The following is a 24,443-nucleotide window of genomic DNA, read 5'->3' on the forward strand; positions in this document are numbered from 1 at the left end:
TACACCGGGGCGAATCGCGACGGAGGAGAGCCCCATGGCCAAGCGCAAGACCGCCCTCGACCACCTCAACAGCGGGCGAGAGCCGCATATCGTCCACATGATCCCGCCCGGCGCCCCCGGCTATCGCGAGGCGGAAGGCGGCGCGATGGTTGTGTCCAGCCCGGCTGAGGTGAATGCGCTGGTGCGCACGCTGCGGCCGGGCGAGATCGTCACGCTCGACGATCTGCGACAGGCGCTCGCCCGGCGGCATGGCGTTGCGGTGGCGTGTCCGGTCTCGACCGCGATCTTCCTGGGCATGGCCGCCCGCGCCGCCGAGGAGCAGCGCCCCGTCCTGCCCGATGCGGCGCTGACCCCGTGGTGGCGGGTTCTGAAGAAGGGCGGCTTCCTCAATCCCAAATACCCCGGCGGCACCGACGCGCAGCAGGCGCTGCTCGCGGCCGAGGGCGTGCGCGTCTCGCCGCTGCGGCGCAAGCCTGCCGTGTTCGATTACGCGGAACGCCGCCCGGCTGACCGGATAGAGGAGCGTTGAGGGCTCAGGCGGCGGGGGTGGTCTCTCTGCGCGGGAACAGCAGCGCCGCCGCTCCCATCGCTGCCAGCGCTCCGGCAAACTGCGCCGCCACGAAGCCCGGCACATCCCCCGGCGCGATCCCTGCGAAGGTGTCCGAAAGGCTGCGCGCGATGGTGATCGCGGGATTGGCGAAGCTGGTTGACGAGGTGAACCAGTACCCGGCCGCGATATAGAGCGCGACGCTGACCGGCACCCAGTCGCGGCGCGCTTCCAGCGTGGCGAGGATCGTCAGCACCAGCCCGAAGGTCGCAATTGCCTCGCCCGCCCACTGGCCCATGCCGGTGCGCGCGGTGGTGCTCACCTGCGCAATCGGCAGGTCGAACATCAGGTGCGCCGCCCATACGCCGATCACCCCGCCTGCCAGCTGCACCGCGCCATAGGCGAGCGCCATGCCCGCCCCGATCTCGCGGCGCAGCGCGAAGACCAGAGTCACCGCCGGATTGAAATGCGCGCCCGAAATCGGCCCCAGCATGGTGATCAGCACGAACAGCATCGCCGCCGTCGCCAGCGTGTTGCCGATCAGTGCGATGGCGACATTCCCGCCCGCAAGGCCCTCGGCCATGATCCCTGATCCGACCACGGTGGCAAACAGGAAGAAGCTTCCCAAGCCTTCCGCAAACAGCGCACGGTTCACGCTGCACCCTCCATCTGGCCGATTGCAGCAAGGCGGGTCTGCAATTCGGCGCGCTCCATCGTCTCGAACGGCAGGGTGAGGAAGGCTTCGGCGCGCAGCGTCAGCCAGTCCCAGGTCTGCGCGAAGGCCGCATCGACCGCCGCATCGTCACCCGTCACCGCCGCCGGATCGGGCAGGCCCCAATGCGCCCGCAGGGGCGTGCCGGGGAAAATCGGACAGGCCTCGCCGGCCGCACTGCCGCAAACGGTGATGACGAGATCGATCACAGGCGCATCGGGGCCGGTGAAGACATTCCAGCTCTTGGACTGGAGCCCGGATGCGTCAATCCCGCGCGCCGCCAGCAGCCGCAGCGCGCCAAGATGCACCGCGCCCTTGGGTTGGCTCCCCGCGCTGAAGGCCGTCACCCGCCCCGCGCCGAGCCGGTTCAGGATCACCTCGCCAAGGATCGAGCGGGCGGAATTGCCCGTGCACAGCACCAGAATGTTCATGTGTCGCCCCCGCGGTTCAGATCAGCAGCAGCCCGAGGCCTTGGCCGGCACGGGCGCAGGCGCGGAAGCCGCTTGCGGCACGCAGCAGGCCCCTGCCGCCGCATCGGCATTCGCCAGCTGGTCGAAATCGGGGCTGCCGCCATAGGTGGTGCTGCCGCCGGTGGTGAGGAAGGCTTCCCACACCACGCCGTCAGGATCGGCGATCCAGCTCTTTTCCGATTGGGCATAGCAGCAGGTGGTCGCGCCTTCTTCCAGAACCGGGCGGTCGGCGGCCTTGAGGCGGGCATAGACTTCGGCCAGTTCCTCGGCATTTTCGACCTGAAGGCCGACGTGCTCGATCCCCTTCGTGGCGCCCTCGCGCATCGAGATTGCGAAGTTGATCCGCGGGTCTTCGAGCATCCACTTGGCATAGTCCGCCTTCACCACTTCGGGCGCGCTGCCGAACAGGTGGGTGTAGAAGGCGATCGAGGCATCAAGGTCGGTCACGCCGACGTGCAGGTGGAAGCGCTTCACAGGACAGTCTCCTTTTCGGGCTGGGGCGTGCAGGCGGCCTTGTCCTCGCAGGGCAGGCCGCCGCAGCAGTTTTCGGTGAGGTAGCCCATCAGCGCGTTCATCGCGCCGTAGTCGGCCGAATAGATGATCGAACGGCTTTCGCGCCGCTGGGTGACCAGCCCGGCATGGGCGAGCTGAGCGAGGTGGAAGCTCATCGAAGACGCGGGAACGCCAAGCTGCTCGGCAAGCGCGCCGGCGGCAATGCCTCGCGATCCGGCCTGCACCAGCAAGCGGAAGGCGGCGAGGCGGTGTTCCTGCGCCAGAGCGCCAAGGGCGCGGATGACAAGATCGGCTTGCATGGACGATGCTCCAACGATTCGATAAAAATGGAAATATCGAACTCAGGTAGATGCGTCAATCATCATTCGCAGGTCGGATTCGGATCGAGGGCAGATCTATGCGAGGGCTGTCTGTGCTGTGGTCGGCAAATTCCGCCTGGCCGTCCGCACGCCTTTCCGACCCCTCCGGCGCAACAATCGAACCCCGTCCCGTGCAAAAGATTCACGGGTGGATTCGAATGATTCACTCCCCATATTTTTCTTCACAGATTCAGTTTGGGGCTTGCACAGCTCGCGACTCAAGCTTGCTCCACGCGTCGCGGGTTTGTGACAGGGTGATGAAGGCCTCGGGATGGTAACTAGGGGCTTAATCTGCCGTTGACGGGAATCCCCGGCTGATTCATCATCTAGTGGTTCGGCGCAAATCGGACCCCCAAGCCATGGTGACTCCCAGCCGCTCCTCAGCGGAGCAGACGGGGGAGGAGTAGCCCCGGCAGACAGGGCCGCCGCGCGCCGCAAATGGGATCAACCGACCTGCCATCACGCCCGAATTCGGGGTGATCTGTTGGCAAGTCTGTGGACCAACCGGTATAGAACAGAATCGGAACATGGCCCCTTGCGTCATAGTCCCGATTCGGGGGACAAGTGGGGCTGACAATGGATTTCAAGGCGAGCGACAACGTGCCCAATGACGCGGTGAATACCGGTGTGACCAATGAACTGGATGCGGGCGCGCCTGCGGCGGGGGATGAAAAGGCTGTGACAATGAAAACCACTGATAGCGGTTCGGACGCACTGATCGCCGCCAAGGCGGGCGAAGCGCTCGTGGGCGCGATGGCGAGTGCGATGAAGGATGCCGCCAAGGCTGACAGCAAGAAGGTCAACGACCGCCGGTTCACGATCGTGACCGACGCCAGCCGCGACGCGCGCCTCACCGATTTCGGCAAGGACACGCTGACCGACCGCTATCTGCTGCCCGGCGAGGTCTATCAGGATCTCTTTGCCCGCGTGGCCGATGCCTATGCCGACGATCAGGAGCACGCCCAGCGGCTCTATGACTACATTTCGAACCTGTGGTTCATGCCCGCGACCCCCGTTCTCTCGAACGGCGGCACCAACCGCGGCCTGCCGATCTCCTGCTATCTCAATTCGGTCGAGGACAGCCTCGAAGGCATCGTCGGCACCTGGAACGAGAACGTGTGGCTCGCCTCGAAGGGCGGCGGGATCGGCACCTATTGGGGCAATGTCCGCGGGATCGGCGAGCCGGTCGGCCTCAACGGCAAGACCAGCGGCATCATTCCTTTCGTGCGCGTGATGGACAGCCTGACGCTGGCGATCTCGCAGGGCAGCCTGCGCCGCGGGTCGGCCGCGTGCTATCTCGACATCAGCCACCCGGAAATCGAGGAGTTCCTCGAAATCCGCAAGCCTTCGGGCGACTTCAACCGCAAGGCGCTGAACCTCCACCACGGCGTGCTCGTCACCGACGAGTTCATGGAAGCCGTGCGCGAAGGCGCCGAGTTCGAACTCAAGTCCCCGCGTGACGGCAGCGTGCGCGGCAAGGTCGATGCGCGTTCGCTGTTCCAGAAGCTGGTCGAAACCCGGCTGGCGACCGGCGAGCCCTACATCGTCTTCAACGACACCGTGAACCGAATGATGCCCAAGCATCACCGCGATCTCGGCCTCAAGGTCTCGACTTCGAACCTGTGCTCGGAAATCACCCTGCCGACCGGGATCGACCACCTCGGCAATGACCGCACGGCGGTGTGCTGTCTCTCCTCGCTCAACCTTGAAACCTGGGAAGAGTGGAAGGGCGACAAGCAGTTCATCGAGGACGTGATGCGCTTCCTCGACAACGTGCTGCAGGACTATATCGACCGCGCGCCGGACGAGATGGCCCGCGCCAAGTATTCCGCCTCGCGCGAACGCAGCGTGGGCCTCGGGGTGATGGGCTTCCACTCCTACCTCCAGCAGAAGGGCGTCGCCTTCGAAAGCGCGATGGCCAAGGCGCTGAACCTCCAGATGTTCAAGCACATCCACGCCAAGGCCTCGGAAGCCTCGATGCTGCTGGCGCAGGAGCGCGGGCCGTGCCCCGATGCGGCCGATATGGGCGCGATGGAGCGGTTCAGCTGCAAGATGGCGATCGCGCCGACCGCGTCGATCTCGATCATCTGCGGCGGCACCTCGGCCTGCATCGAGCCGATCCCGGCCAATATCTACACCCACAAGACCCTGTCGGGCAGCTTCATCGTCAAGAACCCCTATCTTGAAAAGCTGCTCGAGAAGAAGGCGAAGAACTCGACCAATGTCTGGAACTCGATCCTCGAACGCGGCGGATCGGTCCAGCACCTCGACTTCCTGACGCCGGAGGAGAAGGCGGTCTACAAGACCAGCTTCGAGATCGACCAGCGCTGGCTGCTCGAATTCGCCGCCGACCGCACGCCCTATATCGATCAGGCCCAGTCGCTGAACCTGTTCATCCCGGCCGATGTCGACAAGTGGGACCTGATGATGCTGCACTATCAGGCGTGGGAACGCGGCATCAAGTCGCTCTATTACCTGCGCTCCAAGAGCGTGCAGCGCGCCGGCTTCGTCGGCGGGGTGGAGGCGGACAACACCTCCGAAGCCCCCCGGATCGAACTCTCCGCCAGCGGGGAGCAGACCGATTACGAGGAATGCCTGAGCTGCCAGTAGGCCGTGGGCCGGGCGGGCGCGGGGCACCCTTGCGCCTGCTCGCCGACCGAAGGGTCAAGGGGGAGAGACCGCTATGAACATACCCGTCGCCGCCGCGCTGCTCGGCCTTGCGGTCAGTCTGTGGTTCGGCATCGCCGCGGTGCGCGAGTTGCGCCGCGATACGCCCGGCCACTCCTTCAACGCCGCGATGATCCACATCGCGATGGTGACCCTGTTCGTGCCCTTCTGCCTGATCGTGATCGTCACCTACTGGAACCGCTGAATCCGCCGTTTGAATCCGGGCGCCCCGGCGCACCGTATCTGTTACAAAGAACACCCTTAGGAGTATCCGCCCATGTCGCTGCTCGAAGCCCGCAACACCTACAAGCCCTTCCAGTACCCCTGGGCCTATGACTTCTGGAAGCGCCAGCAGCAGATCCACTGGATGCCGGAAGAAGTGCCGCTGGGCGAGGATTGCCGCGACTGGGCGCAGAAGATCACCGATCACGAGCGCAACCTGCTCACCCAAATCTTCCGCTTCTTCACCCAGGCCGATGTCGAGGTGCAGAACTGCTACCACGAAAACTACGGCCGGGTGTTCAAGCCGACCGAGGTGAAGATGATGCTCGCCGCCTTCTCCAACATGGAGACGGTGCACATCGCCGCCTATTCACACCTGCTCGACACCATCGGGATGCCCGAGACCGAATACAGCGCCTTCCTCGAATATGAGGAAATGAAGGACAAGCACGACTTCCTCGGCCAGTTCGGCGTCGACACCGATGAAGACATCGCCCGCACGCTGGCAGCCTTCGGCGGCTTCACCGAGGGGCTCCAGCTCTTCGCCTCCTTCGCGATGCTGATGAACTTCCCGCGCTTCAACAAGATGAAGGGCATGGGCCAGATCGTCAGCTGGTCGGTGCGCGACGAGAGCCTGCACTGCGAGGGCATCATCAAGCTGTTCCACACCTTCTGCGAGGAACGCCAGTGCCTCACCAAGTCGGTCAAGGAAGACCTGATCGACATCTGCCAGAAGACCGTGCGCCTCGAAGACGCCTTCATCGACCTCGCCTTCGAAATGGGCCCGGTCAACGGCATGAGCGCCAAGGAGATCAAGCGCTACATCCGCTACATCGCCGACTGGCGCCTGAAGCAGCTGGGCCTGCAGGAGATCTACATGATCGAAGAGCACCCCCTGCCTTGGCTCCAGCCGCTGCTGAACGGCGTCGAACACGCCAACTTCTTTGAAACCCGCGCGACGGAATATTCGAAGGGCGCGACGCGGGGTGACTGGAACACCGTGTGGTCGTCGTTTGACAAGCGGCAAAAAGCGAAGGCTGCGAACGAGCCGGGCGCTGCGGGTGAGGCTGAGGCTGGGCTGTTTGGGGTGCAGGCGGCGGAGTAGGGGGTGAAAACGCAGCTGTATTATAAGCAAGTGCAAGAAGGATTCTCTACTCCTTCAGTTCGGGAAGCCTCTTCAGGAGTGCTGTTCCCGGTGCGGCTGCGTACCCGCGAGTTTCCGCCAGAAGGTGCGCATATCGCGCTTTTGGCTCGGTGCGATGACGGTGGTCTATATTTTTGCAAGGGTGATCAATCTGGTTTGCCTTGCCGTATGAGAGAAGCATTCGGCACCCTCTTTGCTGCTGAGGTAGGTCTTGCGCCTCCCGACTTTCGGATCGTTGAGGATGAGCAAACCGGGGAAACCTTTTTTGGGTCGCGGGCCTCTCCGAGCACCGCAGATGAGGTGGCTCGCAAACGGTTCCTTAGGACGTCCCGGACTGATGAACTGGGACGCCATTTGGACTACCCGGGTAGGTGGCTTAGCCAACTTTATGTCCTAGACATGTTCCTGCACAATTGGGATCGAAGCGCTTCGAACCTGATTGCGGTTCGTGACGGTCCCCTCCTGCGCATCCGTCCGATCGATTTCTCAGGCATCGAACTTGGCACCTGCGCAATCAGTGATTTTCCCGATGGTCGCACCGAGACACTTGCAGTCGCCCGGCAACTGCGGCAGGTGCATGGCTTCTTCGAAGACTCAGCACTTCAGATGCTGGACAGCATCGCGGCTATCCCGCCGTCTGTGATCGCGAGCTTCTTTAGAGAACTGCCAACGGAGTGGATCAGCGCACATGAAATGGGCAGGATCGTTGAACTTTGGGCTGGGGAGGGCCTAGAGATGAGAATCAACCTTCTGCGCGAGGGGCTGATGAATGGCCGGCTCCTCTAGGTTCTGGTTGTTGCAGCTCCGGTCGCACGCGATCCGTGGAGAAGCTCTTAACGTTGGGATTTTGGCTGAACGTGACGGAGAGTACATCGTCCGCGCCGGGTCGCACGTGGAAAAGACACGCGCGATAACCGCCGCTATCGAGCCAGACGAGATTCGCGCAGAATTGCATGAGTTGCCCAAGTTGTTGGCTTCCTGCGCCAGTGATCTTGTGACTTCATGTGTCCGTGACAACAGTTTTTTGTATGCTGATTGCAAGGGCGTTATCCAGCCGGGTGACGCCAAGTTGTTCGACCACTATCTTGATGACCTTGTTCACAGGTACGTCAATCCTGAACCTGCGCCCCCAAAAGCAATCCGCAAGAGAAATTCTCGCCTTCGTAAAGAGTTGCGAGAGGCACTTAGAGCCGAAAAAATCCTTGCAAAGCCCACTGAGGGTCTCGACAGCCACCGTGTTTTGTACCGGCATGCTTTGTCAGAAGGCGTGATTGCTGATTTTGTATTACAGAATGGCGCTATGCATGTTGTTGAGACTGTCGATGCGACGTCGGACGTGATTTCAGTCCACCGTTCGATCACAGAGATCGCGCTCTCTGCGTTGACCTTTGAACATGCGAGAATGAGATTCTGTAATAGCCCTGTTAAACCTCGATTGGTGTATAATGTCTCTTCAGCGATTGAGAAGGCGGTCGAGCCATCATTAGCTGCAGCACGAAATCAAGGTGCAGAGCTAGTTAATTGGGCTAGTTTCGATGAGCGGAATAAGTTCCTGACTACATTGACCTCTTTGGCAGAACCCTCCGGCAAATCGCAGGACCAAGGTGCTCTTTTCAATTCAAGTTTGTTGCCCCGGATCAAGCTGAATTGATCGTAAGCCGTTTTCCTCGCACCTCGGCGTAGGCCCAACCCGCTGCGACTAGGCGGCGGAGCCGCCAAGTCTCGCGCCCTTCCCGCGGGCGGGAAGGGTCGTCAGCGCGATGCGGTGTCGCTCGTTGGCGGGAAGGGTTGTCAGAGAGAGCTGATCCCGATCGCTTGCCGCCGGTAGTCCCCCTCCCGCTTGCGGGAGGGGTTAGGGGTGGGCGCGGGGCCATTGGTCTTGCAGCTTGTTCCGACAGCGCGGCGTAGGCCCACCCCGCTGCGACTAACTTCGCCTTCGGCTCAATAAGTCTCGCGACCCTCCCGCAGGCGGGAGGGTGGATCAGCGCTCCCGTTTCAGCCGCTCGACCTCCAGCCGGATCGCGGTCACTACGCCCTCGATATTCCCCCGCACATCATCATTGGTGAAACGCAGCACGGTGAAGCCGTGCGCGGCCATCCATGCATCGCGGCGTTCATCGCGCTCGGGGGCGCAGTCGTGGCTGAAGCCGTCGAGCTCGACCACCAGCGACAGCTCGCGGCACAGGAAGTCGGCGAAGAACGGGCCGACCGGCATCTGGCGGCTGAACTTCGCGCCCGTCTGGCTTTTCGAAAGAAACGCCCAGAGCCCCCGCTCCGGCCCCGTCGCCTCGCGCCGCAACGCGCGGGCGCGTTGGGTGTCGCGGGGTTTCCATTCATGCATTTCAGGAAGTTAGCGGAAACTGGGTCATCGGACAAGACTGCCCCACCCCTCAACCCTTCCGCAACCCCTCCCGCGCTACATCGCCGCGCATGGACAACCTTGCTGCTCTCGCCAGTCCGCAGAACATCGCCGCCGCCAAGGCGCTCGCTACGCCCGCCAACATCGCCACCGCGCTGGTCGCGATGAACTTTCTCGCCTTTGCCGCCTTCGGGATCGACAAGGCGCGGGCCGAGGCGGGGGCGTGGCGGATTTCGGAGGGGACGTTGCTGCGGCTCGCTTTCTTCGGCGGCACGCCGGGCGCATACGCCGGGCGCGCGCTGTTTCGGCACAAGACGCGCAAGCAGCCGTTTTGCAGCCAGCTCCACACCATCGCCGCGCTCCAGCTGGCCGCGGGGGTGGGGCTGGCGGTCTATCTGTGGTGAGCCGCCGCCGCTTTCCTACACGCGCCGCGCGCGGCTAGGCTTCGGGCGGGGCATCATGCTCCGGCTCTTTGGGTATCGTGACAGGCGCGGCCATCGCCGCTTGATCGGGATTTGCGCGTTCGCATCCTGTGTCCGTCCGCTTTTGCATAAGCGGTGCAATATACTGATTATCCGAAAGAATTAGTCGCGTAGTAAAGTTGACACGGTGTCACCTTTGTAACGCTTAAGCGGCTCCCTACACCCCGCACCACGCGATGCGCGGGCCGCCCCAGCGCGCCGCCAGCCCTTCGCGCACCAGCACGCTGCCGAGGCTCTGGCCGCGCCGGGTGACGAGGCGCAATTCGCGGCCATAGCGGTCGCGGGTGCGGCCGTCGGCGGGGGTGACGAGCGCGAAGCTGCCGGCGTTGAGCAGCTCGCGCAGGCGGGCGGTGGCGCGCTCGCCCAGCTCGCGTTCGCGCGGGCAGGCGGGCTGGCTGACCTCGGGGGTGTCGATGTCGGCGATGCGGATCTTGGTGCCCTCGAACCACAGGGTGTCGCCATCGACCACGCAGGTGACGCGCACCGGCCCGGCGCATATCGGGAAGAGCGCGCGATGCGGATCGCTGCCGCCCGCGCTCTGCGCCTCGCCCGCGTCCGGCCACAGCGCCAGCGCGCCGGCAGCGGCGAGCGGCACGAGCGCGACGGCCATCGCGCGGCGAAGGAAGGATCCCGGTGGTGTCATGCAAATATCCCGCCGCCCACAATAGCGGCGGATGGCCCGCGATCCAGCGATTTTGACCTCGGTCAAACGCTTAAGCGAAAGCGCGGTCTAGGCAGGGGGTGTTGCACATAAGGGAGACGATGATGTCCGCACACACCCCCAATGAACTGGCCGATACCTTTCCCGGCGATGCTGCCGCGCTCCACCGGCTGAAGCAGGAAAACGCCCATTTCGCGCGGCTGGCCGAGCGCCACCACGAGGTCAACCGGGCGATCCACCGGATCGAGACCGAGACCGAAGCGGCAAGCGACGAACGGCTCGAAGCGCTCAAGCGCGAGCGGCTGCACCTGCTCGACGAGATCGCCGCGATGCTCGAAACCGCGCCGACCGGGTAGCGCGCAACGGGGCGGGGCTGCGGCAAGCTTGTGCGGGCGGGGTACCAGGCGATGCCCCGCTCGCAACCCTGCCGTCAGCAGTCGCCGTCTTCGCGCGGGGTCGTGCGGCGGTCGGTGCCGGAGCGACGATCACCCTTGCGGCGGTCGGGGCCGTCATAGGGTGCATTGCTCTGCCGCCGGTCGCTCTGTCGCCGACCGCCACCGGCCGGATCAGCGCCTCCGGAGGGGGCGGCCTTGTCAGTGCTATCCTCGCTCATGCCAGTTCGTTCCCGAGCGCAGCGCCCGGCTTTGGCCGGTGTCACGCGCCATATTGTCGTACGGATGGTGCGACCGTGTGGGGCAAAGCTAACACCAACTTGCGGAAATGCCTAATCTCTTGTCAACCATGACACCAAGCGCTTGGCCCCGCGCGCCCAAGCCGCTAGGGCGCTCGCCGAAAGCGCGATGCGCACGGCAGGACAGGAATGCGGTGACCGACAAGCCCAACCACCCCAAGGCGGACACGCCCGATCTTTCGAAGGCCGAAGTGCTGATCGAGGCGCTGCCCTATTTCCAGCGCTACGCCGGGCGCACCTTCGTGGTGAAATACGGCGGCCACGCCATGGGCGATCCCGAAGCCGCGCGCGACTTTGCCGAGGATATCGTCCTCTTGAAGGCGGTCGGCATCAACCCGGTGGTGGTGCATGGCGGCGGCCCGCAGATCGGCCAGATGCTCAAGCGGCTGGGGGTGGAGAGCACCTTTGTAGATGGCCTTCGCGTCACCGACGCCGCCACCGCGCAGGTGGCCGAGATGGTGCTGTCGGGCGCGATCAACAAGGAACTGGTCGGCTGGATCGCGGCCGCTGGCGGCAAGGCGATCGGGATTTCCGGCAAGGACGGCGGGCTCGTCACGGCGAGCAAGGTCACCCGCACCACCCGCGATCCTGACAGCAATATCGAACAGGCGGTCGATCTCGGCTTCGTCGGCGAGCCGGCGGCGGTCGATACCACGGTGATCGACACGATGGTCGCCGCAGGGATGATCCCGGTGATCGCACCGATTGCGCCCGGCGCGGACGGGGCGACCTACAACATCAACGCCGACACCATGGCGGGCGCGATCGCGGCGGCGCTGGGCGCGGCGCGGCTGTTCCTGCTGACCGATGTTCCGGGCGTGCTGGGCGCGGACGGCGAGCTGCTGACCGACCTCACCCCCGCCGACATCGCCAAGCTGCGCGAAGAAGGCGTGATCCGCGGCGGGATGGTGCCCAAGCTTGAGACCTGCGTTACCGCGGTGCAATCGGGCTGCGAGGCGGCCGTGGTGCTCGATGGCCGGGTGGGCCACGCGATGCTGCTCGAATTCTTCACCGCGCGCGGGGCGGGCACGCTGGTGCGGGCCTGACAGCCTGCGTGGGAACTGAGGTGTGGCGCAAGGCGTATTAAGAGGCTAATACGCCTGCCAAGGGACTTGACCGGGCGCCCGCACAGATGCGGTCCAGCGCCGATGCTATGGATAGAAACGCCATGTCGAATGCCATTCTCGAGATCTTCCTGATGGTGGTGAACACCGCCAATATGCTGCTGATCATCTGGTTCATCATCGGGCTCCTTTTCGCCTTCAACGTCGTCAGCCCGCGCAACCAGTTCGCCTTTGCGGTGCATGATGCGCTGAGCCGCCTGTTCGAGCCGGTGCTTCGTCCGATCCGCAAGGTCATGCCCGATACCGGCGCGATCGACTTTTCGCCGATGGTGTTCCTGATGCTGCTCAACGCGGTCGGATACATCCTGCAAGGCGCGATGATGTGATGGCAGAAGCGGCGCGGATCGACGGCAAGGGTTTTGCCGATGCCCTGCGCGCCCGGATTGCGGGGCACGCGGGCGAATTTGTCCAGGCGACCGGGCGCAAGCCGGGGCTGGCCGTCGTGCTGGTGGGCGAGGATCCGGCGAGCCAGGTTTATGTCGGAGCCAAGGCCCGCGCCTGTCACGAGGCGGGGATCGCCAGCTTCGAACACCGCCTTCCCGCCGAAACCAGCGAGGCCGAACTGCTGGTGCTGGTCGAACGGCTCAACCGCGACCCCGAGGTTGACGGGATTCTGGTGCAGATGCCGCTCCCGAACGGGCTCGACGAACAGGCGGTGATTGCCGCGATTGATCCGGGCAAGGATGTCGATGGGTTCCATGTCATCAACGCAGGGCGGCTGAGTGTCGGGCAGGAGGGCTTCGTGCCCTGCACGCCCTTGGGCTGCATGATGCTGCTGAAAGACCGGCTGGGCGACCTCAGCGGGCTGGATGCGGTGGTGATCGGGCGGTCGAATATCGTCGGCAAGCCGATGGCGCAGTTGCTGACTGACGCCAACGCCACCGTCACCATTGCCCATAGCCGCACGAAGAACCTTCCCGATGTGGTGCGCCGCGCCGATATCGTGGTCGCCGCCGTGGGCCGACCGGAAATGGTGCGCGGCGACTGGATCAAGCCGGGCGCGACGGTGATCGACGTCGGCATCAATCGCCTGCCGCCCACCGATGACAAGCCCAAGGGCCGTCTGGTGGGCGACGTCGCCTTCACCGAAGCCGCTGCCGTCGCCGGTGCGATCACCCCGGTGCCGGGCGGGGTCGGGCCGATGACGATTGCCGTGCTGCTCAGGAACACGCTGGTCGCCGCCCATGCCCATGCCGGGCTGGAAGCGCCCGAGGGGCTTTGAGCAAAGTCCGTTCGTCCTGAGCTTGTCGGAAGCGAAGCTGGGCGTTGCCCAACGGCTGCTTTTTCTTCAGGTTGGACGCGAAAAGGAAAAGCGGGGCTTCGACAAGCTCAGCCCGAACGGAGGTTGATATGCGGCGTTTGGCCTTGGTTCTTGCCCTTGCAATCCCCTTGACCCTCGCTGCCTGTGCCGGGCAGGGCGGGCCGCCCAAGCCGAACAAGCGGCAGATGGCGCAGATCGGCCGTGCGCTCGAAACCGCGCCGGGCGCTGCGCAGCCCAGCACCATCGTCGCGGCAGAAATCGCCTTCTCGCGCGCGGCGAAGGAGCGCGGGCAGTGGACCGCTTTCCGCCTGTTCGCCGCTCCCGGCGCGCTGCTCCACGGGGGCAAGGGGCCGTTTGCGATCGAGCCCTGGCTCGCCACCCAGAAAGACCCGCCTGAGGCCGTCCAATGGGACGCGCGCACCGTGGTGATGAGCTGCGACGGCGCCACTGCGGTCAGCCAGGGGCGCTATCGCGATCCGCAAGGCAAGGTCGGCAATTTCGTGACCGTGTGGGAACGTCAGGCCGACGGCAGCTACAAGTATATCTACGATGCCGGAGGCGATGATGTGCCCCAGCCCGCCCCCAGGAAGGTGGTCGAGGACGGCGACTATGTCGTCACCGCCATCGATGCGGTGCAGGGTCTGGTCGCGACCTGTCCGCGCGGCGGGCCGGGCAGCATCCCGCCGCCGCCCGCGATCCCGATTGGCGAGGACGGCAAGACCGACGCCAAGCTGTCGAAGGATGGCACGCTGCGCTGGCGCTGGGAACACCGGGCGGACGGCACGCGCTATACTGCGGCGGATTACTACTATCAGGGCCGCTGGCTGACCGGGATCGAACAAAGCCTTGTGCCAACCGGCGATTGATGGGAGGGGCTTGCCCGCCCGGCCTGAAGCGAAACCATGGTGCTGACAGAACTCTTCCTTTCCGCCTTCGTCACCCTGTTCGTGGTGATCGACCCGCCGGGGTGCGCGCCGATCTATGCCGGGCTGACCAAGGGCGCGAGCGCGGCGCAGGCCCGCAGCATGGCTTTGCGCGCGACGATGATCGCGAGCATCATCCTGCTCATCTTCGCGCTGTTCGGGCAGGAACTGCTGGGCGCGCTGCATATCGAGCTCAATTCCTTCCGCATCGCGGGCGGGCTGATGCTGTTCTTCATTGCCTTCGACATGGTGTTCGAAAAGCGCACCGAGCGCCGCGAGCAGCGCGCCGAGAAGGTCGCCGCCACGCCCGAGATCGAGGATGTCTCGGTCTTCCCGATGGCAATGCCGATGCTGGCCGGGCCGGGCGCGATCGCGGCGGTGATGCTGCTGATGAACGAGGCGGATGATTGGGCCGAGAAGGGCCAGATCCTCGCCGCGCTGGGTGCGGTGCTGGCGATCACGGCGGCGGCGCTGGTGGCGGCAGGCCCGCTGATCCGGCTGCTGGGCGACAAGGTCGAGGCGGTGATCACGCGGCTGCTCGGCGTGCTGCTGGCGGCGCTGGCGGCGCAATATGTGATCGATGGGCTGAAGGGCAGCTTCGGGCTCTGATCGCGCCGGCCGATTGACTCGCCAATCGCCCGCCATAATCTTGCCCGCGCCGGATGGCGGGGGAGAAAGACATGACGAAAACCAGGGTTGTGGTCGAAGGCGGGGGCAGGAACCTTTACCGCGTCGACGAGGTCGGGGGCGTCTTCAAGGTCTACAAGGACGAGGTGTGGGGCTCTGGCGAATTGATCGGCACATCGCGGTCGATGAACGACGCGCTCGACCGCATCACCGGCCATTCCGGCCGCAAGATCAAGAGCATCGGCTGATCGCATTCGGCGCTGGCAACCTTAATAAAACCGTAATGAAATCAGCCGTAAGTCACTTGCAACCCCCTCGGGCGCAGGGTTGACACCCTCACGGCCTTAGGGGATATCCCGTTTCGGGACACATTGCGCTTTTACGCGGGGGATCAGTGGGAATTTCGCTTCAGAAGAGCCAGTCGGTCAGCCTCGCGAAGGAGGCCAAGCACGGACTGGAAAGGATCACCCTCGGCGTGGGCTGGGATGTCGCCAAGGGCGGCTTTTTCGGCGGATTGTTCGGCGGGGGCGGGGATATTGATCTCGACGCCTCGTGCATCACCTTCGATGCCGACAAGGCGGTGCTCGAACAGGTGTGGTTCGGCAAGCTGACCAACGCCGCCGGCACGATCCGCCACAGCGGCGACAACCTGACCGGCGAAGGCGACGGCGATGACGAGAGCATCGCGATCCAGCTCGACAAGCTCGATCCCAAGGTCGAATATATCGTCCTTACCGTGAACAGCTTTCGCGGGCAGACCTTCGACAAGGTCGCCAATGCCTTTGCGCGGGTGGTCGACAATCGCAGCGGGCAGGAAATGGCCAAGTTCGTCATTTCCGACGCTGGCCCCCACACCGGGATCATCCTTGCCAGCCTCACCCGCAATGGCGGGCAGTGGGATTTCAAGGCGATTGGCGAGCGCACCGGCGGCCGCACCGTCCACGATCTGACCGCCCCGGCGCGCGCGATCCTGTAATCCGGCGGGCTGCGCACCGCCGCGCACGCCCCCGTCTCATTTCCTACCAGCTGGAGCACAGCCCATGCAGTTGCAACGCGGAGAAAAGCGCTCTCTCGCCGATCTGGGCGTTGGCCCGCAGTGCGAGGTCAAGGTCGATTTCGGGATGGACGGGATCGACATTGCCGCCTTCGGGCTCGAACCCGGGCAGAAGATCGGCGATGACCGCTATGTCGTGCTGTTCTCCAACCCTGCCACGCCGGGCGGCGAGGTGCGCATGGCGACGAGCGGCAATTCGGCGAGCTTCACCCTCGATCTCGACCGCCTGCCCGCGAGCATCGACCGCATCGTCTTCACCGCGACGCATGATACCCGCGCCGTGGGTGAAAGCCGCCCGCTGACGGTGACGCTCGATGGCGGCAAGGCGAGCTTCGATGCCGCCGCCGCGCTCACCAACGAAAAGGCGGTGATGCTGGCGGAAGTCTATCGCCATTCCTCGGGCTGGAAGATCGGGACGATTGCCGCAGGGTTCGCGGGCGGTCTGGCCGCGCTGATCGGGCATTTCGGCGGCGAGGTGGATGAACCTGCCCCGGCCCCCGCTCCGCCGCCGCCCCCTCCGGCACCTCCGCCGCCTCCTCCTCCACCCCCGCCGCCGCCCGCCGCGCCGGTGAGCCTCAAGAAGATCAGCCTCGACAAGGGCAATTCCTCGGTCAGCCTCAAGAAGCAGGGCAACACCTTCGGCGAGATCGTGCTCAACTTGAACTGGACGGCGCGCACTCAGAAGAAGGGCTTCTTCGGCGGCAAGCAGCAGCTTGATCTCGATCTTGGCGTGATCTTCGAGATGGCCGACGGCATGGGCGCAGGCTGCATCCAGGCGCTGGGCCGCAGCTTCGGCTCGTATCACCAGCCGCCCTTCATCGAACTGTCGGGCGATGACCGCACCGGCGCGGTCGCGGCGGGTGAGACGATCCGCGTCAACGGCCAGTATTTCGATTACATCCGCCGCATCGGCGTGTTCGCGCTGATCTATGAAGGTGCGCCCAACTGGGCCGAGACCGATGGCGTGGTGCGCCTCAACATTCCCGGCCAGCCCGAAATCGAAGTCCGCATGGACGAGGTGAACAGCCGCGAACGCCTGTGCGGGATCGCGGTGATCGACAATGTCGGCGGCGAATTGAAGATGAGCCGGTTGATGCGCTTCTACCAGAGCCAGAAACCGTTCGCCGAGGATATTGGCGTCTATCTGCAATGGCAGCGCGGCAGTAAGGACTAAGCAACAAGACGGCCGTATCACGCGGCCAAGGGGATCTGATTCAATGTTCAAGCATTTTGGCGGCTCGCTGCTGTTTACCGCGGTAGGCCTTGCGCTGGGCGGATGGTATGGCTGGGCGCTGACCGGCACGGTCGATGGCGTGCTGTCGATGGTGTGGATCTGCGCCGTTCTGGCGGTGCTGGAAGTCTCGCTGTCGTTCGATAACGCCGCGGTCAACGCCTCGGTCCTGAAGGACATGGACCCGGTCTGGCAGCAGCGATTCCTCACCTGGGGGATCGCGATTGCGGTGTTCGGGATGCGGATCGTCTTCCCGCTGGTGATCGTGATGGTCGCGGCGAAGATCGGGCCGGTCGAAGCGCTCAACCTCGCGCTCAATTCGCCCAAGGAATACCAGACCATCGTGGAAGGCGCGCATGTCGGCCTGATGGGCTTTGGCGGGGCGTTCCTCGGGATGGTCGGCCTGAACTACTTCTTCGACAGCGACAAGGAAGTGGACTGGATCGCCGCCATCGAACGCCCGCTGGCGAAGGTCGCCGATATCGAGGCGGTGTCCATCGGCCTCGTGCTCGCGGGCACCTGGGCGGTGTCGACCGTGCTGCCGGGTGAAGAGGCGCTGACCTTCTTAACCGCCGCCATCGCCGGGCTGCTGACCTATCTCGCGGTCGAAGTGGTCAACCACGTGCTCGAACCCCCCACGCCCTCGACCGGCGATGTCGCCAAGGCGGGCTTTGGGGCGTTCCTCTATCTCGAAGTGCTCGATGCGAGCTTCAGCTTCGACGGGGTGATCGGGGCCTTCGCGCTCACCAACAACCTCATCATCATCGCCATCGGCCTTGGCATCGGCGCGATGTTCGTGCGCTCGATGACGATCTTCCTCGTCAAGAAGGGCACCATGAGCGAATACCGCTACCTCGAGCACGGCGCATTCTATGCGATCCTCGCGCTCGCGGTGATCATGTACCTCAACACCTTCATGCACATTTCCGAAGTCATCACCGGCCTGATCGGGGCGGTGCTGATCGGGCTCGCCTTCTGGTCTTCGGTTCGCTGGAACAAGGCCAATCCGGACGGCGAGCCGGAGGATGCGCTGGCGTAAGGCTTTCAGAACCGGCGGCCACCCGCGCCGTCAGACTTGGGTAAAGGAGACGAATTATGGCTATCTCGCTGTCGAAGGGGGGCAATGTCAGCCTCTCGAAGGAAGCGCCCGGGCTTGACCGGATCATGGTCGGCATGGGCTGGGACGTGCGCGCCACCGATGGTCAGGATTTCGACCTCGACGCGTCGGCCTTCGTCTGCGGTGCGGGCGGCAAGGTCCGCTCCGACATGGACTTCTGCTTCTACAACAACATGAAGGTCGCCGACGGCGCGGTCGTCCACCAGGGCGACAACCGCACCGGCGAAGGCGACGGCGATGACGAGCAGATCGAGATCACCCTCTCGAGGCTGCCCGCCGATGTCGACAAGGTCGCGGTGGTGGTGACGATCCACAATGGCGACCAGAACGGCCAGACCTTCGGCCAGGTGTCGAACGCCTTCATCCGTCTCGTCGATGCCAGCAACAACAACGAAGTCGTGCGCTTCGACCTGTCGGAAGATGCCTCGGTCGAAACCGCGATGATCCTCGGCGAAGTCTATCGCCATGGTGCCGAGTGGAAGTTCCGCGCGGTCGGGCAAGGCTTCAAGGGCGGTCTCGGCCCGCTCGCCGGGCACTTCGGCGTCAACGTCGGCTAATCGGGCAAGGCGCGCAGGGGCGGCAACACCGGCCCTGCGCGCCGCCAACTACAGGGAAGCACACACAATGGCAGTTTCGCTCAGCAAGGGCGGCAATGTCTCGCTCTCGAAGGAAGCACCGGGCCTCAACGCGGTCACGGTCGGCCTCGGCTGGGACGTGCGGCGCACCGATGGCGCGGCCTTCGATCTCGACGCCTCGGCGTTTGTGGTGGGGGAGAACGACAAGGTTCTCTCGGACGCGCATTTCATCTTCTACAACAACAAGACCTCGCCCGATGGCGCGGTGGTCTATAGCGGCGACAACCGCACCGGCGAAGGCGCGGGCGATGACGAGACGATCCTGATCGATTTCGGCAAGCTGACCCCGCAGGCCAAGAAGGTGGTGATCGCTGTCACCATCCATGAAGGCGAGATCAACGGCCAGAACTTCGGTTCGGTGCAGAACGCCTTTGCGCGCGTGGTCAATCAGGCCGACGGCAAGGAACTGGCGCGTTACGACCTGTCGGAAGACGCTTCGATGAATGTCGCGATGATCTTCGTCGAGCTCTATCGCGGCCCTCAGGGCGACATCAAGGTCAAGGCGATCGGTGAAGGCTGGCGCAGCGGGCTTGCGGGTCTGGCGGGCGCGATGGGCGTCAACATCGGCTAAGGCGGCAAGGCGATGCAGCCCGCCCAGCCCGGACAGCGTGTGCCAATCAGCCCCAAGGCCGATTGCCGCATCACCTTGCGCGGGAGCGAAGGGCAGCGCATCGCGATTGCCGCGATCAGTCAGGCTGGCGGCGGACGCGTGCTCGCCTTCGAACAGATCGACCCGCAGCACTGGTTCATGGATGGCATGGCCGAGCTGGAGGGCGATTTCGAGATCGTCGCCTATGTGATGGATGATCGCCACGGCGGATTTACCAATCACGCCTACCCGATCGCAGTCGAGGTCGACGGCACCACCTGGCAGATGCCCGAGCCGACCGAACAGCTTGCCGCGGTGATCCTCGCGGAAGTCTATACCCGCAATGGCGAGCGGCGGATGAAGCTGTCGAACGAGGGCTTCACCTTCGGGATCGATGCCTATGTCCGAGCGCGCAATCTTGGCCCGGTGGAGGTGCCGTTCCGCAACACGCCGGGGGTGCCCTTGCCCGGCAACGGCCCCGTTCCGCATCCTGACGGGCGCGGGTCGGGTCGTCCGGCGCCGGTGCCGGGGCAATTGCTGGGCAGCGGCAGCGGGGTGCTGATCGCGCCCGACATCATCGTCACCAATGCCCATGTGATCGAGGACGGCCAGCGCTTCGAAATCGGCCGCGCGCGCGATGTTGCCGTGCCGCTGGCGGTGGATGTTCAGCATGATCTGGCGCTGCTGCGCTGCACGACCCACGGCAGCCCGCTGCCGCTGCGGATCGGATCGCCGCTGTTCCTTGGCGAAGACGTGATGGCGGCAGGCTTCCCGCTGATCGACGTGCTGGGGGCCGATCTCAAGGTGACCACCGGCAATGTCTCGGGGCTGACGGGGGGTGGCGGCGATGTGTCGCGCTTCCAGTTCAGCGCGCCCATTGGTTCAGGATCGTCGGGCGGGGCGATCATCGACGAATGTGGCAATCTGGTCGGCATCACCTCGGCTAGCCTTGCGCACCAGAATATGCGCGAACGCGGGTCGATTTCGGAGAACGTCAATTTCGGCATCCGCGCCGCGCTGGTGTTCGAAATGGCCGCCGCTGCCGGGGCCGATCTGCCGCCCCTGCCGATTGCGACCGACAATCTGCGCCGCAATGTCGTCGCCCGGGCGCGCAATGCGGTGGTCAGCATCCTCGTCCATGCGTGAACCCCGAGCCGCTCCGGCGGCGCCGCAGCACAGCATGGCAGTCGATCTGCCGACCGGGCGGCTGACCCTCTCAGGAGTCGCACCGCAGCAGGTTGGTGAACTTTGCGATTTCGCCGCGCGGGCCAATCCCAAGCGCGGGTTCCTGATCGTCTCGAAGGTGCTCGGCCGCCATTTGCCGACCGCGCCGCACGCGTTGCGGGCCGCTGCCGATGGGCTCGCCGCCCAGATTCCCGCCGATCTTCCCGCCCCCGTCCTGTTCTGCGGGATGGCCGAAACCGCGACAGGTCTGGCGCAGACGGTGTGGGCGGCATGGCGGTCGCGGGTTCCAGCTGTCGCCAGCGCCTATGTCCAGTCGAGCCGCCAGACGGTGCAGGGCGCGCGGGTGTTGTGCCGCTTCGAGGAAGGCCACAGCCACGCCGCCAGCCACATGGTGCAGGTGGCGGGCGCAATCGAGGCACTGCTGCCCGCCGTGCGCAGCCTTGTCATCATCGACGACGAATGCAGCACCGGCAGCACCTTTGTCGAAGCCGCCGATGCGCTGGTCGCCGCGCTGCCGGGCGTTGAGACTGTCGCGGTTGCCAGCCTTACCGATTGGAGCGGCGGGGCGTTCCTGCCGCGGATGCCGCGCCCTGCCAGCGCCCATTCGCTGATCGCGGGCACACTCCACTGGACGCCCGGCGCAGGTCAGGCCGCCGCCACCCTCGCCGCCACCGCCAACCGTCACGGCACCGCGCCCGCATCGGGGATGCGCAGCCGCACCGGGCTGCTCGAACCCGAAGCCGCCACCCGCGCCCCCGTCACCGCCGCGCCGGGGGAGCGGGTGCTGGTGCTCGGCGATGGCGAGCACGCCTATGAAGCCTTGCGGATCGCCGAGGAGATCGCGGCGCAAGGGGGCATCGCGGCGGTGCAATCGATCACCCGCACCCCCGCCATGCTCGGCCACGCGATGCAAAGCGTCACCACGCTGGCGGACGCCTATGGATCGGGCGCGGCGTGCCATGTCTACAACCTCCTCGCCCACCGTCCGGATCGCATCGTGATCGCCGCCGAAGTCGCAGGCGCGCAGGCCGACGAACTGCGCCGCTGGCTCGCCGAAGCGGGCGCGGCTGTCATGGTCGAGACACTGCTGTGCCGCTATGGCGAGGGCGCATGACCGCGCCGCGCCCCCTCATTCTCGCCGACCTCGACGACAGCCTGTTCCAGACCCGCCCCAAATGCGGGGACTGGCCCGAAGGCGACCTCAAGCTGATGAGCCGTCTCGCCGATGGCACCCCCAGCGGCTATGCCACTCCGCCGCAGCAGGCGCTGCTGGCATGGCTGGGCGAGGGCGAGCTGGTGCCCGTCACCGCCCGCGCCCGCGAGGTGCTGGCGCGGGTCGATATCGCGCAGGCTCCGGCGATCTGCGCCAATGGCGGCTGCATCCTCACCGCCGACGGGCAGCCTGACCGCGTGTGGCACGACCTTCTCACCGCCGAAGCCCGCAGCGGCGAAGCCCCTGCCGCGCTCTATCCGGCACTGACCGATGGACTGGACGCCGCCGCTTTCCGCTACTGGCTGGTGAGCGAGGACGGGCTCGATCTCTACATCGTCATCAAATCGAACCACGGCGATGTTCCCGCTCTGACCGCGCTGACCGACACCTTGCGCGTGAGCCTGCCCCAAGGCTGGCGCATCCATGCCAACGGCAACAACCTCGCCTTCCTGCCCCCCTGGCTGAGCAAGCGCGCGGCGGTGCGGTATTTCCTCCAAAGCGTCCGCCGCGACACGCCGGAGCGGCTGGTTATCGGGATCGGCGACAGCTGGTCGGATGTCGGCTTTCTCGACCTCGCCGACATGGCGATGATCCCCACCGCCGCGCAGCTGTGGCAGCACCACATCGCCGCCGGGCACGATTGGGTCGACTGAGGCGATGCGCGGTTTTTCCGGCTCCTATGCGCCTGAGGATGTGACCTTCCTTCTCAAGCCCGCAGAGGTCGCGCTGACCGACGTGGCTCAGAAGGAGGCGCTGATCCAGTCGGGCGCGCGGCATTATTCGGAAATGCTGTCGGAGGAACGCCTGCCTGATGCGCGCTATTTCGAACTCTACCGCGCCGCGCTGGCGCGCAATGGCGGGCGGCTGCGGGCGGATGTCGAAACGCTGGCCGATGCCATCGCTGCGCGCCCCGCTACGGCGCGAAGCTGCACCCTGATCTCGCTCGCCCGCGCGGGGACGCCCATTGGCGTGCTGCTGCGCCGCGCGCTGGTGCGGCGCGGGATCGATACCGCGCATTATTCGATCAGCATCATCCGGGGCCGGGGGATCGACCGGGTGGCGCTCGCCCACATTGCCGCTGCGCGGGGCACCGCTGATGCCGTGTTCGTCGATGGCTGGACGGGCAAGGGCGCGATCACCGGGGAGTTGCACGCGAGCCTTGGCGATGGCGCGACCGGCTTTGCCCCCTTCCTCGCGGTCATCGCCGATCCGGCCGGCTGCGCCAGCCTTGCCGCCACCGCGCAGGACTATCTCATCCCCTCGGGCATCCTCGGCGGGATCGTCTCGGGGCTGGTCAGCCGCTCGGTGCTGTCCGATGCGCTGGTGGGCGCGGGCGAGTTCCACGCCTGCCGCATCCTTGCCGAACACGCCGACGCCGACCAGTCGCGCGCCTTTGTCGATGCGGTCGAGGCGGCGCGCCTGCCGGACGGTGCGGCCCATCCCGGCTGGAGCGCCGCGCAGGCTCCCGCCGACAACGCCGCCTGCACCGCGCTGGTCGAGGGGGTGATGGCCGAATTTGCCGTCACCAATCTCAACCGCATCAAGCCCGGCATCGCCGAGGCCACCCGCGCGGTGCTGCGCCGGGTTCCGCAAGCGGTGTTCGTGGCCGATCGGACTGACCCGGAAGTGGCGCATTTGTTGCACCTTGCCGCACAAGTTGACGTCAGCGTCCTCGAACGGGAACTTGGTAACTACCGCGCCGTAACACTGATTGCGAAAGCAGGAGACTGAGCATGACCAAAGCGGTCGAACTGGGCGCGACGCTCTATATCCCGGTGCAGCACCCGCGCCTCGCGGACGTGCTGGCCGGGGCCAATCCTGATTTGCGCTCGGTGGTGATCTGCCTTGAGGATTCGCTCCACGAGGCTGACGTCGGTGCGGCGCAGGCGGTGTTTGGCGCGATCCTGCGGATGCTGGAGGCCGCGCCGCCGCGCCTGATCGCCTATGCCCGGCCGCGCAATCCCGCAATGCTCAGCTGGATGCAGACGCATCCGGGGATCGAGCGCTTGGCGGGATTTGTCCTGCCCAAGATCACCACCGCCAATATTGCCGGTTGGCTGGCGCGGCTGGAGCGGCCCGAACACGGGATCATGCCCACCATCGAAAGCGCCGAGGCCTTCGACCGCGCGGCACTGATGCAGATGGCTGGCACCCTCGCCCCGCTGGGCGAGCGCGTCCATGCGGTCAGGATCGGCGGGAACGACATCCTCAACCTGCTCGGCGTGCGCCGCTCGCGCCACCGCACCGCCTATGACGGGCCTCTGGGCCTCGCGATTGCGACCATGGCCAGCGTCTTCCTGCCCGAGGGGCTCGCGCTCTCGGCCCCGGTGTTCGAACACTACGCCCAGACCGACCTGCTGCGCGAGGAAGTCGCGCGCGATCTGGAGCATGGCCTGCTCACCAAGACCGCGATCCACCCCTCGCAGGTCGCGATCATCCACGAAGCGCTGCGCCCACTGGCGAGCGAGGTCGAGGAAGCCCGCGCGATCCTTGCGCGCGAGGCCCGCGCGGTGTTCGGGCACGCGGGCAGTATGTGCGAGCCGACGACCCATGCTCGCTGGGCGGCGGGCGTGCTGGATCGGGTTGCGGTGCATGGCGTTGCGGAGACAGCGCCCGGCCGCCCACGCAAGCCCACCCGGGCTGCCTGACGCCGCCGC

31 protein-coding genes are annotated in these 24,443 nt (G+C 65.4%); 24 read left to right on the forward strand and 7 right to left on the reverse strand.

Annotated features, from left to right (window positions below):
* The first annotated feature begins 34 nt into the window (after positions 1–34).
* Positions 35–529, forward strand: a complete 495-nt coding sequence (locus PS060_RS07090; RefSeq protein WP_273986465.1) for an MGMT family protein — start codon at positions 35–37, stop codon at positions 527–529.
* A gap of 4 nt (positions 530–533) precedes the next feature.
* On the opposite strand, the gene PS060_RS07095 is transcribed toward PS060_RS07090, so the two are convergent.
* The 4 genes from PS060_RS07095 to PS060_RS07110 are packed head-to-tail and all read right to left on the reverse strand — an operon-like array spanning position 534 to position 2,541.
* Positions 534–1,202 (reverse strand): aquaporin, encoded by a 669-nt coding sequence (locus PS060_RS07095; protein WP_273986467.1) that lies wholly within the window; start codon positions 1,200–1,202, stop codon positions 534–536.
* Positions 1,199–1,690 carry an arsenate reductase ArsC gene (locus PS060_RS07100; RefSeq protein ID WP_273986469.1) on the reverse strand — a complete coding sequence of 164 codons (492 nt, stop codon included), beginning with the start codon at positions 1,688–1,690 and terminating at the stop codon, positions 1,199–1,201. Before PS060_RS07100 ends, PS060_RS07095 begins: the two co-directional genes overlap by 4 nt.
* Before the next feature lie 21 nt (positions 1,691–1,711).
* On the reverse strand, positions 1,712–2,203 hold the full coding sequence (locus PS060_RS07105) for an ArsI/CadI family heavy metal resistance metalloenzyme (protein WP_273986470.1): 492 nt from the start codon (positions 2,201–2,203) through the stop codon (positions 1,712–1,714).
* A complete protein-coding gene (locus PS060_RS07110; protein ID WP_273986472.1) occupies positions 2,200–2,541 on the reverse strand; it encodes an ArsR/SmtB family transcription factor in 342 nt (113 codons plus the stop codon). The genes PS060_RS07105 and PS060_RS07110 overlap by 4 nt, the downstream gene beginning before the upstream one ends.
* 636 nt (positions 2,542–3,177) lie before the next feature.
* On the opposite strand from PS060_RS07110, the gene PS060_RS07115 reads away from it, so the two are divergent.
* From PS060_RS07115 to PS060_RS07135, 5 genes are all read left to right on the forward strand, one after another.
* Entirely contained in the window at positions 3,178–5,211 is a 2,034-nt protein-coding gene (locus PS060_RS07115) for a ribonucleoside-diphosphate reductase subunit alpha (protein ID WP_273986474.1), read from the forward strand.
* Positions 5,212–5,284: 73 nt separating this feature from the next.
* On the forward strand, positions 5,285–5,473 hold the full coding sequence (locus tag PS060_RS07120) for a hypothetical protein (RefSeq protein WP_273986476.1): 189 nt from the start codon (positions 5,285–5,287) through the stop codon (positions 5,471–5,473).
* A 72-nt stretch (positions 5,474–5,545) separates the two neighbouring features.
* Entirely contained in the window at positions 5,546–6,595 is a 1,050-nt protein-coding gene (locus PS060_RS07125) for a ribonucleotide-diphosphate reductase subunit beta (RefSeq protein WP_273986478.1), read from the forward strand.
* A 3-nt stretch (positions 6,596–6,598) separates the two neighbouring features.
* Complete coding sequence (locus tag PS060_RS07130; protein WP_273986481.1) at positions 6,599–7,420, forward strand: HipA family kinase; 822 nt, start codon at positions 6,599–6,601, stop codon at positions 7,418–7,420.
* Positions 7,404–8,285, forward strand: coding sequence for a hypothetical protein (locus PS060_RS07135; protein ID WP_273986483.1), 882 nt, complete (start codon positions 7,404–7,406; stop codon positions 8,283–8,285). The genes PS060_RS07130 and PS060_RS07135 overlap by 17 nt, the downstream gene beginning before the upstream one ends.
* Positions 8,286–8,615: 330 nt before the next feature.
* On the opposite strand, the gene PS060_RS07140 is transcribed toward PS060_RS07135, so the two are convergent.
* Positions 8,616–8,975 (reverse strand): endonuclease domain-containing protein, encoded by a 360-nt coding sequence (locus PS060_RS07140; protein ID WP_273986484.1) that lies wholly within the window; start codon positions 8,973–8,975, stop codon positions 8,616–8,618.
* 89 nt (positions 8,976–9,064) lie between these two features.
* On the opposite strand from PS060_RS07140, the gene PS060_RS07145 reads away from it, so the two are divergent.
* The gene (locus PS060_RS07145) at positions 9,065–9,397 is read left to right on the forward strand and encodes a DUF1294 domain-containing protein (protein ID WP_443112408.1); all 333 of its coding nucleotides are present in this window, start codon (positions 9,065–9,067) and stop codon (positions 9,395–9,397) included.
* A 235-nt stretch (positions 9,398–9,632) separates the two neighbouring features.
* Here PS060_RS07145 and PS060_RS07150 read toward each other — a convergent pair whose 3' ends face one another.
* Positions 9,633–10,085 (reverse strand): thermonuclease family protein, encoded by a 453-nt coding sequence (locus PS060_RS07150; protein WP_273986486.1) that lies wholly within the window; start codon positions 10,083–10,085, stop codon positions 9,633–9,635.
* A 155-nt stretch (positions 10,086–10,240) separates the two neighbouring features.
* On the opposite strand from PS060_RS07150, the gene PS060_RS07155 reads away from it, so the two are divergent.
* Positions 10,241–10,492 (forward strand): YdcH family protein, encoded by a 252-nt coding sequence (locus PS060_RS07155; protein WP_273986488.1) that lies wholly within the window; start codon positions 10,241–10,243, stop codon positions 10,490–10,492.
* A gap of 74 nt (positions 10,493–10,566) precedes the next feature.
* On the opposite strand, the gene PS060_RS07160 is transcribed toward PS060_RS07155, so the two are convergent.
* Positions 10,567–10,749, reverse strand: coding sequence for a hypothetical protein (locus tag PS060_RS07160; protein ID WP_273986489.1), 183 nt, complete (start codon positions 10,747–10,749; stop codon positions 10,567–10,569).
* A gap of 212 nt (positions 10,750–10,961) precedes the next feature.
* On the opposite strand from PS060_RS07160, the gene argB reads away from it, so the two are divergent.
* The 16 genes from argB (at position 10,962) to PS060_RS07240 (ending at position 24,434) form a co-directional block, all read left to right on the forward strand.
* Positions 10,962–11,873, forward strand: a complete 912-nt coding sequence (gene argB, locus PS060_RS07165; RefSeq protein ID WP_273986491.1) for an acetylglutamate kinase — start codon at positions 10,962–10,964, stop codon at positions 11,871–11,873.
* A gap of 122 nt (positions 11,874–11,995) precedes the next feature.
* On the forward strand, positions 11,996–12,277 hold the full coding sequence (locus PS060_RS07170) for a YggT family protein (RefSeq protein ID WP_273986493.1): 282 nt from the start codon (positions 11,996–11,998) through the stop codon (positions 12,275–12,277).
* Positions 12,277–13,173 (forward strand): bifunctional methylenetetrahydrofolate dehydrogenase/methenyltetrahydrofolate cyclohydrolase FolD, encoded by an 897-nt coding sequence (folD, locus tag PS060_RS07175; protein ID WP_273986495.1) that lies wholly within the window; start codon positions 12,277–12,279, stop codon positions 13,171–13,173. The genes PS060_RS07170 and folD overlap by 1 nt, the downstream gene beginning before the upstream one ends.
* A gap of 167 nt (positions 13,174–13,340) precedes the next feature.
* Positions 13,341–14,078, forward strand: a complete 738-nt coding sequence (locus PS060_RS07180; protein ID WP_273986496.1) for a hypothetical protein — start codon at positions 13,341–13,343, stop codon at positions 14,076–14,078.
* A 42-nt stretch (positions 14,079–14,120) separates the two neighbouring features.
* On the forward strand, positions 14,121–14,744 hold the full coding sequence (locus PS060_RS07185) for a MarC family protein (protein WP_273986877.1): 624 nt from the start codon (positions 14,121–14,123) through the stop codon (positions 14,742–14,744).
* Positions 14,745–14,815: 71 nt separating this feature from the next.
* Positions 14,816–15,010: a hypothetical protein gene (locus PS060_RS07190; RefSeq protein ID WP_273986498.1), complete on the forward strand. Its 195-nt coding sequence runs from the start codon at positions 14,816–14,818 to the stop codon at positions 15,008–15,010.
* A gap of 146 nt (positions 15,011–15,156) precedes the next feature.
* A complete protein-coding gene (locus tag PS060_RS07195) occupies positions 15,157–15,738 on the forward strand; it encodes a TerD family protein (protein WP_273986499.1) in 582 nt (193 codons plus the stop codon).
* Between the two features lie 64 nt (positions 15,739–15,802).
* The gene (locus PS060_RS07200) at positions 15,803–16,990 is read left to right on the forward strand and encodes a TerD family protein (RefSeq protein WP_273986500.1); all 1,188 of its coding nucleotides are present in this window, start codon (positions 15,803–15,805) and stop codon (positions 16,988–16,990) included.
* A 43-nt stretch (positions 16,991–17,033) separates the two neighbouring features.
* The gene (locus tag PS060_RS07205; RefSeq protein WP_273986502.1) at positions 17,034–18,086 is read left to right on the forward strand and encodes a DUF475 domain-containing protein; all 1,053 of its coding nucleotides are present in this window, start codon (positions 17,034–17,036) and stop codon (positions 18,084–18,086) included.
* 56 nt (positions 18,087–18,142) lie between these two features.
* Positions 18,143–18,721, forward strand: a complete 579-nt coding sequence (locus tag PS060_RS07210) for a TerD family protein (protein WP_273986504.1) — start codon at positions 18,143–18,145, stop codon at positions 18,719–18,721.
* Positions 18,722–18,788: 67 nt separating this feature from the next.
* Complete coding sequence (locus PS060_RS07215; RefSeq protein ID WP_273986506.1) at positions 18,789–19,370, forward strand: TerD family protein; 582 nt, start codon at positions 18,789–18,791, stop codon at positions 19,368–19,370.
* A 12-nt stretch (positions 19,371–19,382) separates the two neighbouring features.
* On the forward strand, positions 19,383–20,534 hold the full coding sequence (locus PS060_RS07220; RefSeq protein ID WP_273986508.1) for a S1C family serine protease: 1,152 nt from the start codon (positions 19,383–19,385) through the stop codon (positions 20,532–20,534).
* Entirely contained in the window at positions 20,527–21,687 is a 1,161-nt protein-coding gene (locus PS060_RS07225; RefSeq protein ID WP_273986509.1) for a phosphoribosyltransferase domain-containing protein, read from the forward strand. The genes PS060_RS07220 and PS060_RS07225 overlap by 8 nt, the downstream gene beginning before the upstream one ends.
* Entirely contained in the window at positions 21,684–22,439 is a 756-nt protein-coding gene (locus PS060_RS07230) for a sucrose-6-phosphate hydrolase (protein ID WP_273986510.1), read from the forward strand. Before PS060_RS07225 ends, PS060_RS07230 begins: the two co-directional genes overlap by 4 nt.
* Before the next feature lie 4 nt (positions 22,440–22,443).
* Positions 22,444–23,517, forward strand: coding sequence for a cysteine protease StiP domain-containing protein (locus PS060_RS07235; protein ID WP_273986512.1), 1,074 nt, complete (start codon positions 22,444–22,446; stop codon positions 23,515–23,517).
* Positions 23,518–23,519: 2 nt separating this feature from the next.
* Complete coding sequence (locus tag PS060_RS07240; RefSeq protein ID WP_273986513.1) at positions 23,520–24,434, forward strand: HpcH/HpaI aldolase/citrate lyase family protein; 915 nt, start codon at positions 23,520–23,522, stop codon at positions 24,432–24,434.
* The last annotated feature ends 9 nt before the right edge of the window (positions 24,435–24,443 follow it).

Source organism: Erythrobacter sp. BLCC-B19 (genome assembly GCF_028621955.1).
Taxonomy (GTDB): domain Bacteria; phylum Pseudomonadota; class Alphaproteobacteria; order Sphingomonadales; family Sphingomonadaceae; genus Erythrobacter.

Excerpts from the sequence above, each read along its gene's own strand:
- PS060_RS07090 (WP_273986465.1), top strand. The coding sequence starts at position 35 with ATGGCCAAGCGCAAGACCGCCCTCGACCACCTCAACAGCGGGCGAGAG.
- PS060_RS07100 (WP_273986469.1), bottom strand. The coding sequence starts at position 1,690 with ATGAACATTCTGGTGCTGTGCACGGGCAATTCCGCCCGCTCGATCCTT.
- PS060_RS07110 (WP_273986472.1), bottom strand. The coding sequence starts at position 2,541 with ATGCAAGCCGATCTTGTCATCCGCGCCCTTGGCGCTCTGGCGCAGGAA.
- PS060_RS07115 (WP_273986474.1), top strand. The coding sequence starts at position 3,178 with ATGGATTTCAAGGCGAGCGACAACGTGCCCAATGACGCGGTGAATACC.
- PS060_RS07120 (WP_273986476.1), top strand. The coding sequence starts at position 5,285 with ATGAACATACCCGTCGCCGCCGCGCTGCTCGGCCTTGCGGTCAGTCTG.
- PS060_RS07125 (WP_273986478.1), top strand. The coding sequence starts at position 5,546 with ATGTCGCTGCTCGAAGCCCGCAACACCTACAAGCCCTTCCAGTACCCC.
- PS060_RS07135 (WP_273986483.1), top strand. The coding sequence starts at position 7,404 with ATGGCCGGCTCCTCTAGGTTCTGGTTGTTGCAGCTCCGGTCGCACGCG.
- PS060_RS07140 (WP_273986484.1), bottom strand. The coding sequence starts at position 8,975 with ATGCATGAATGGAAACCCCGCGACACCCAACGCGCCCGCGCGTTGCGG.
- PS060_RS07145 (WP_443112408.1), top strand. The coding sequence starts at position 9,065 with ATGGACAACCTTGCTGCTCTCGCCAGTCCGCAGAACATCGCCGCCGCC.
- PS060_RS07150 (WP_273986486.1), bottom strand. The coding sequence starts at position 10,085 with ATGGCCGTCGCGCTCGTGCCGCTCGCCGCTGCCGGCGCGCTGGCGCTG.
- PS060_RS07155 (WP_273986488.1), top strand. The coding sequence starts at position 10,241 with ATGTCCGCACACACCCCCAATGAACTGGCCGATACCTTTCCCGGCGAT.
- PS060_RS07160 (WP_273986489.1), bottom strand. The coding sequence starts at position 10,749 with ATGAGCGAGGATAGCACTGACAAGGCCGCCCCCTCCGGAGGCGCTGAT.
- PS060_RS07170 (WP_273986493.1), top strand. The coding sequence starts at position 11,996 with ATGTCGAATGCCATTCTCGAGATCTTCCTGATGGTGGTGAACACCGCC.
- folD (WP_273986495.1), top strand. The coding sequence starts at position 12,277 with ATGGCAGAAGCGGCGCGGATCGACGGCAAGGGTTTTGCCGATGCCCTG.
- PS060_RS07190 (WP_273986498.1), top strand. The coding sequence starts at position 14,816 with ATGACGAAAACCAGGGTTGTGGTCGAAGGCGGGGGCAGGAACCTTTAC.
- PS060_RS07200 (WP_273986500.1), top strand. The coding sequence starts at position 15,803 with ATGCAGTTGCAACGCGGAGAAAAGCGCTCTCTCGCCGATCTGGGCGTT.
- PS060_RS07205 (WP_273986502.1), top strand. The coding sequence starts at position 17,034 with ATGTTCAAGCATTTTGGCGGCTCGCTGCTGTTTACCGCGGTAGGCCTT.
- PS060_RS07210 (WP_273986504.1), top strand. The coding sequence starts at position 18,143 with ATGGCTATCTCGCTGTCGAAGGGGGGCAATGTCAGCCTCTCGAAGGAA.
- PS060_RS07215 (WP_273986506.1), top strand. The coding sequence starts at position 18,789 with ATGGCAGTTTCGCTCAGCAAGGGCGGCAATGTCTCGCTCTCGAAGGAA.
- PS060_RS07220 (WP_273986508.1), top strand. The coding sequence starts at position 19,383 with ATGCAGCCCGCCCAGCCCGGACAGCGTGTGCCAATCAGCCCCAAGGCC.
- PS060_RS07225 (WP_273986509.1), top strand. The coding sequence starts at position 20,527 with ATGCGTGAACCCCGAGCCGCTCCGGCGGCGCCGCAGCACAGCATGGCA.
- PS060_RS07230 (WP_273986510.1), top strand. The coding sequence starts at position 21,684 with ATGACCGCGCCGCGCCCCCTCATTCTCGCCGACCTCGACGACAGCCTG.
- PS060_RS07235 (WP_273986512.1), top strand. The coding sequence starts at position 22,444 with ATGCGCGGTTTTTCCGGCTCCTATGCGCCTGAGGATGTGACCTTCCTT.
- PS060_RS07240 (WP_273986513.1), top strand. The coding sequence starts at position 23,520 with ATGACCAAAGCGGTCGAACTGGGCGCGACGCTCTATATCCCGGTGCAG.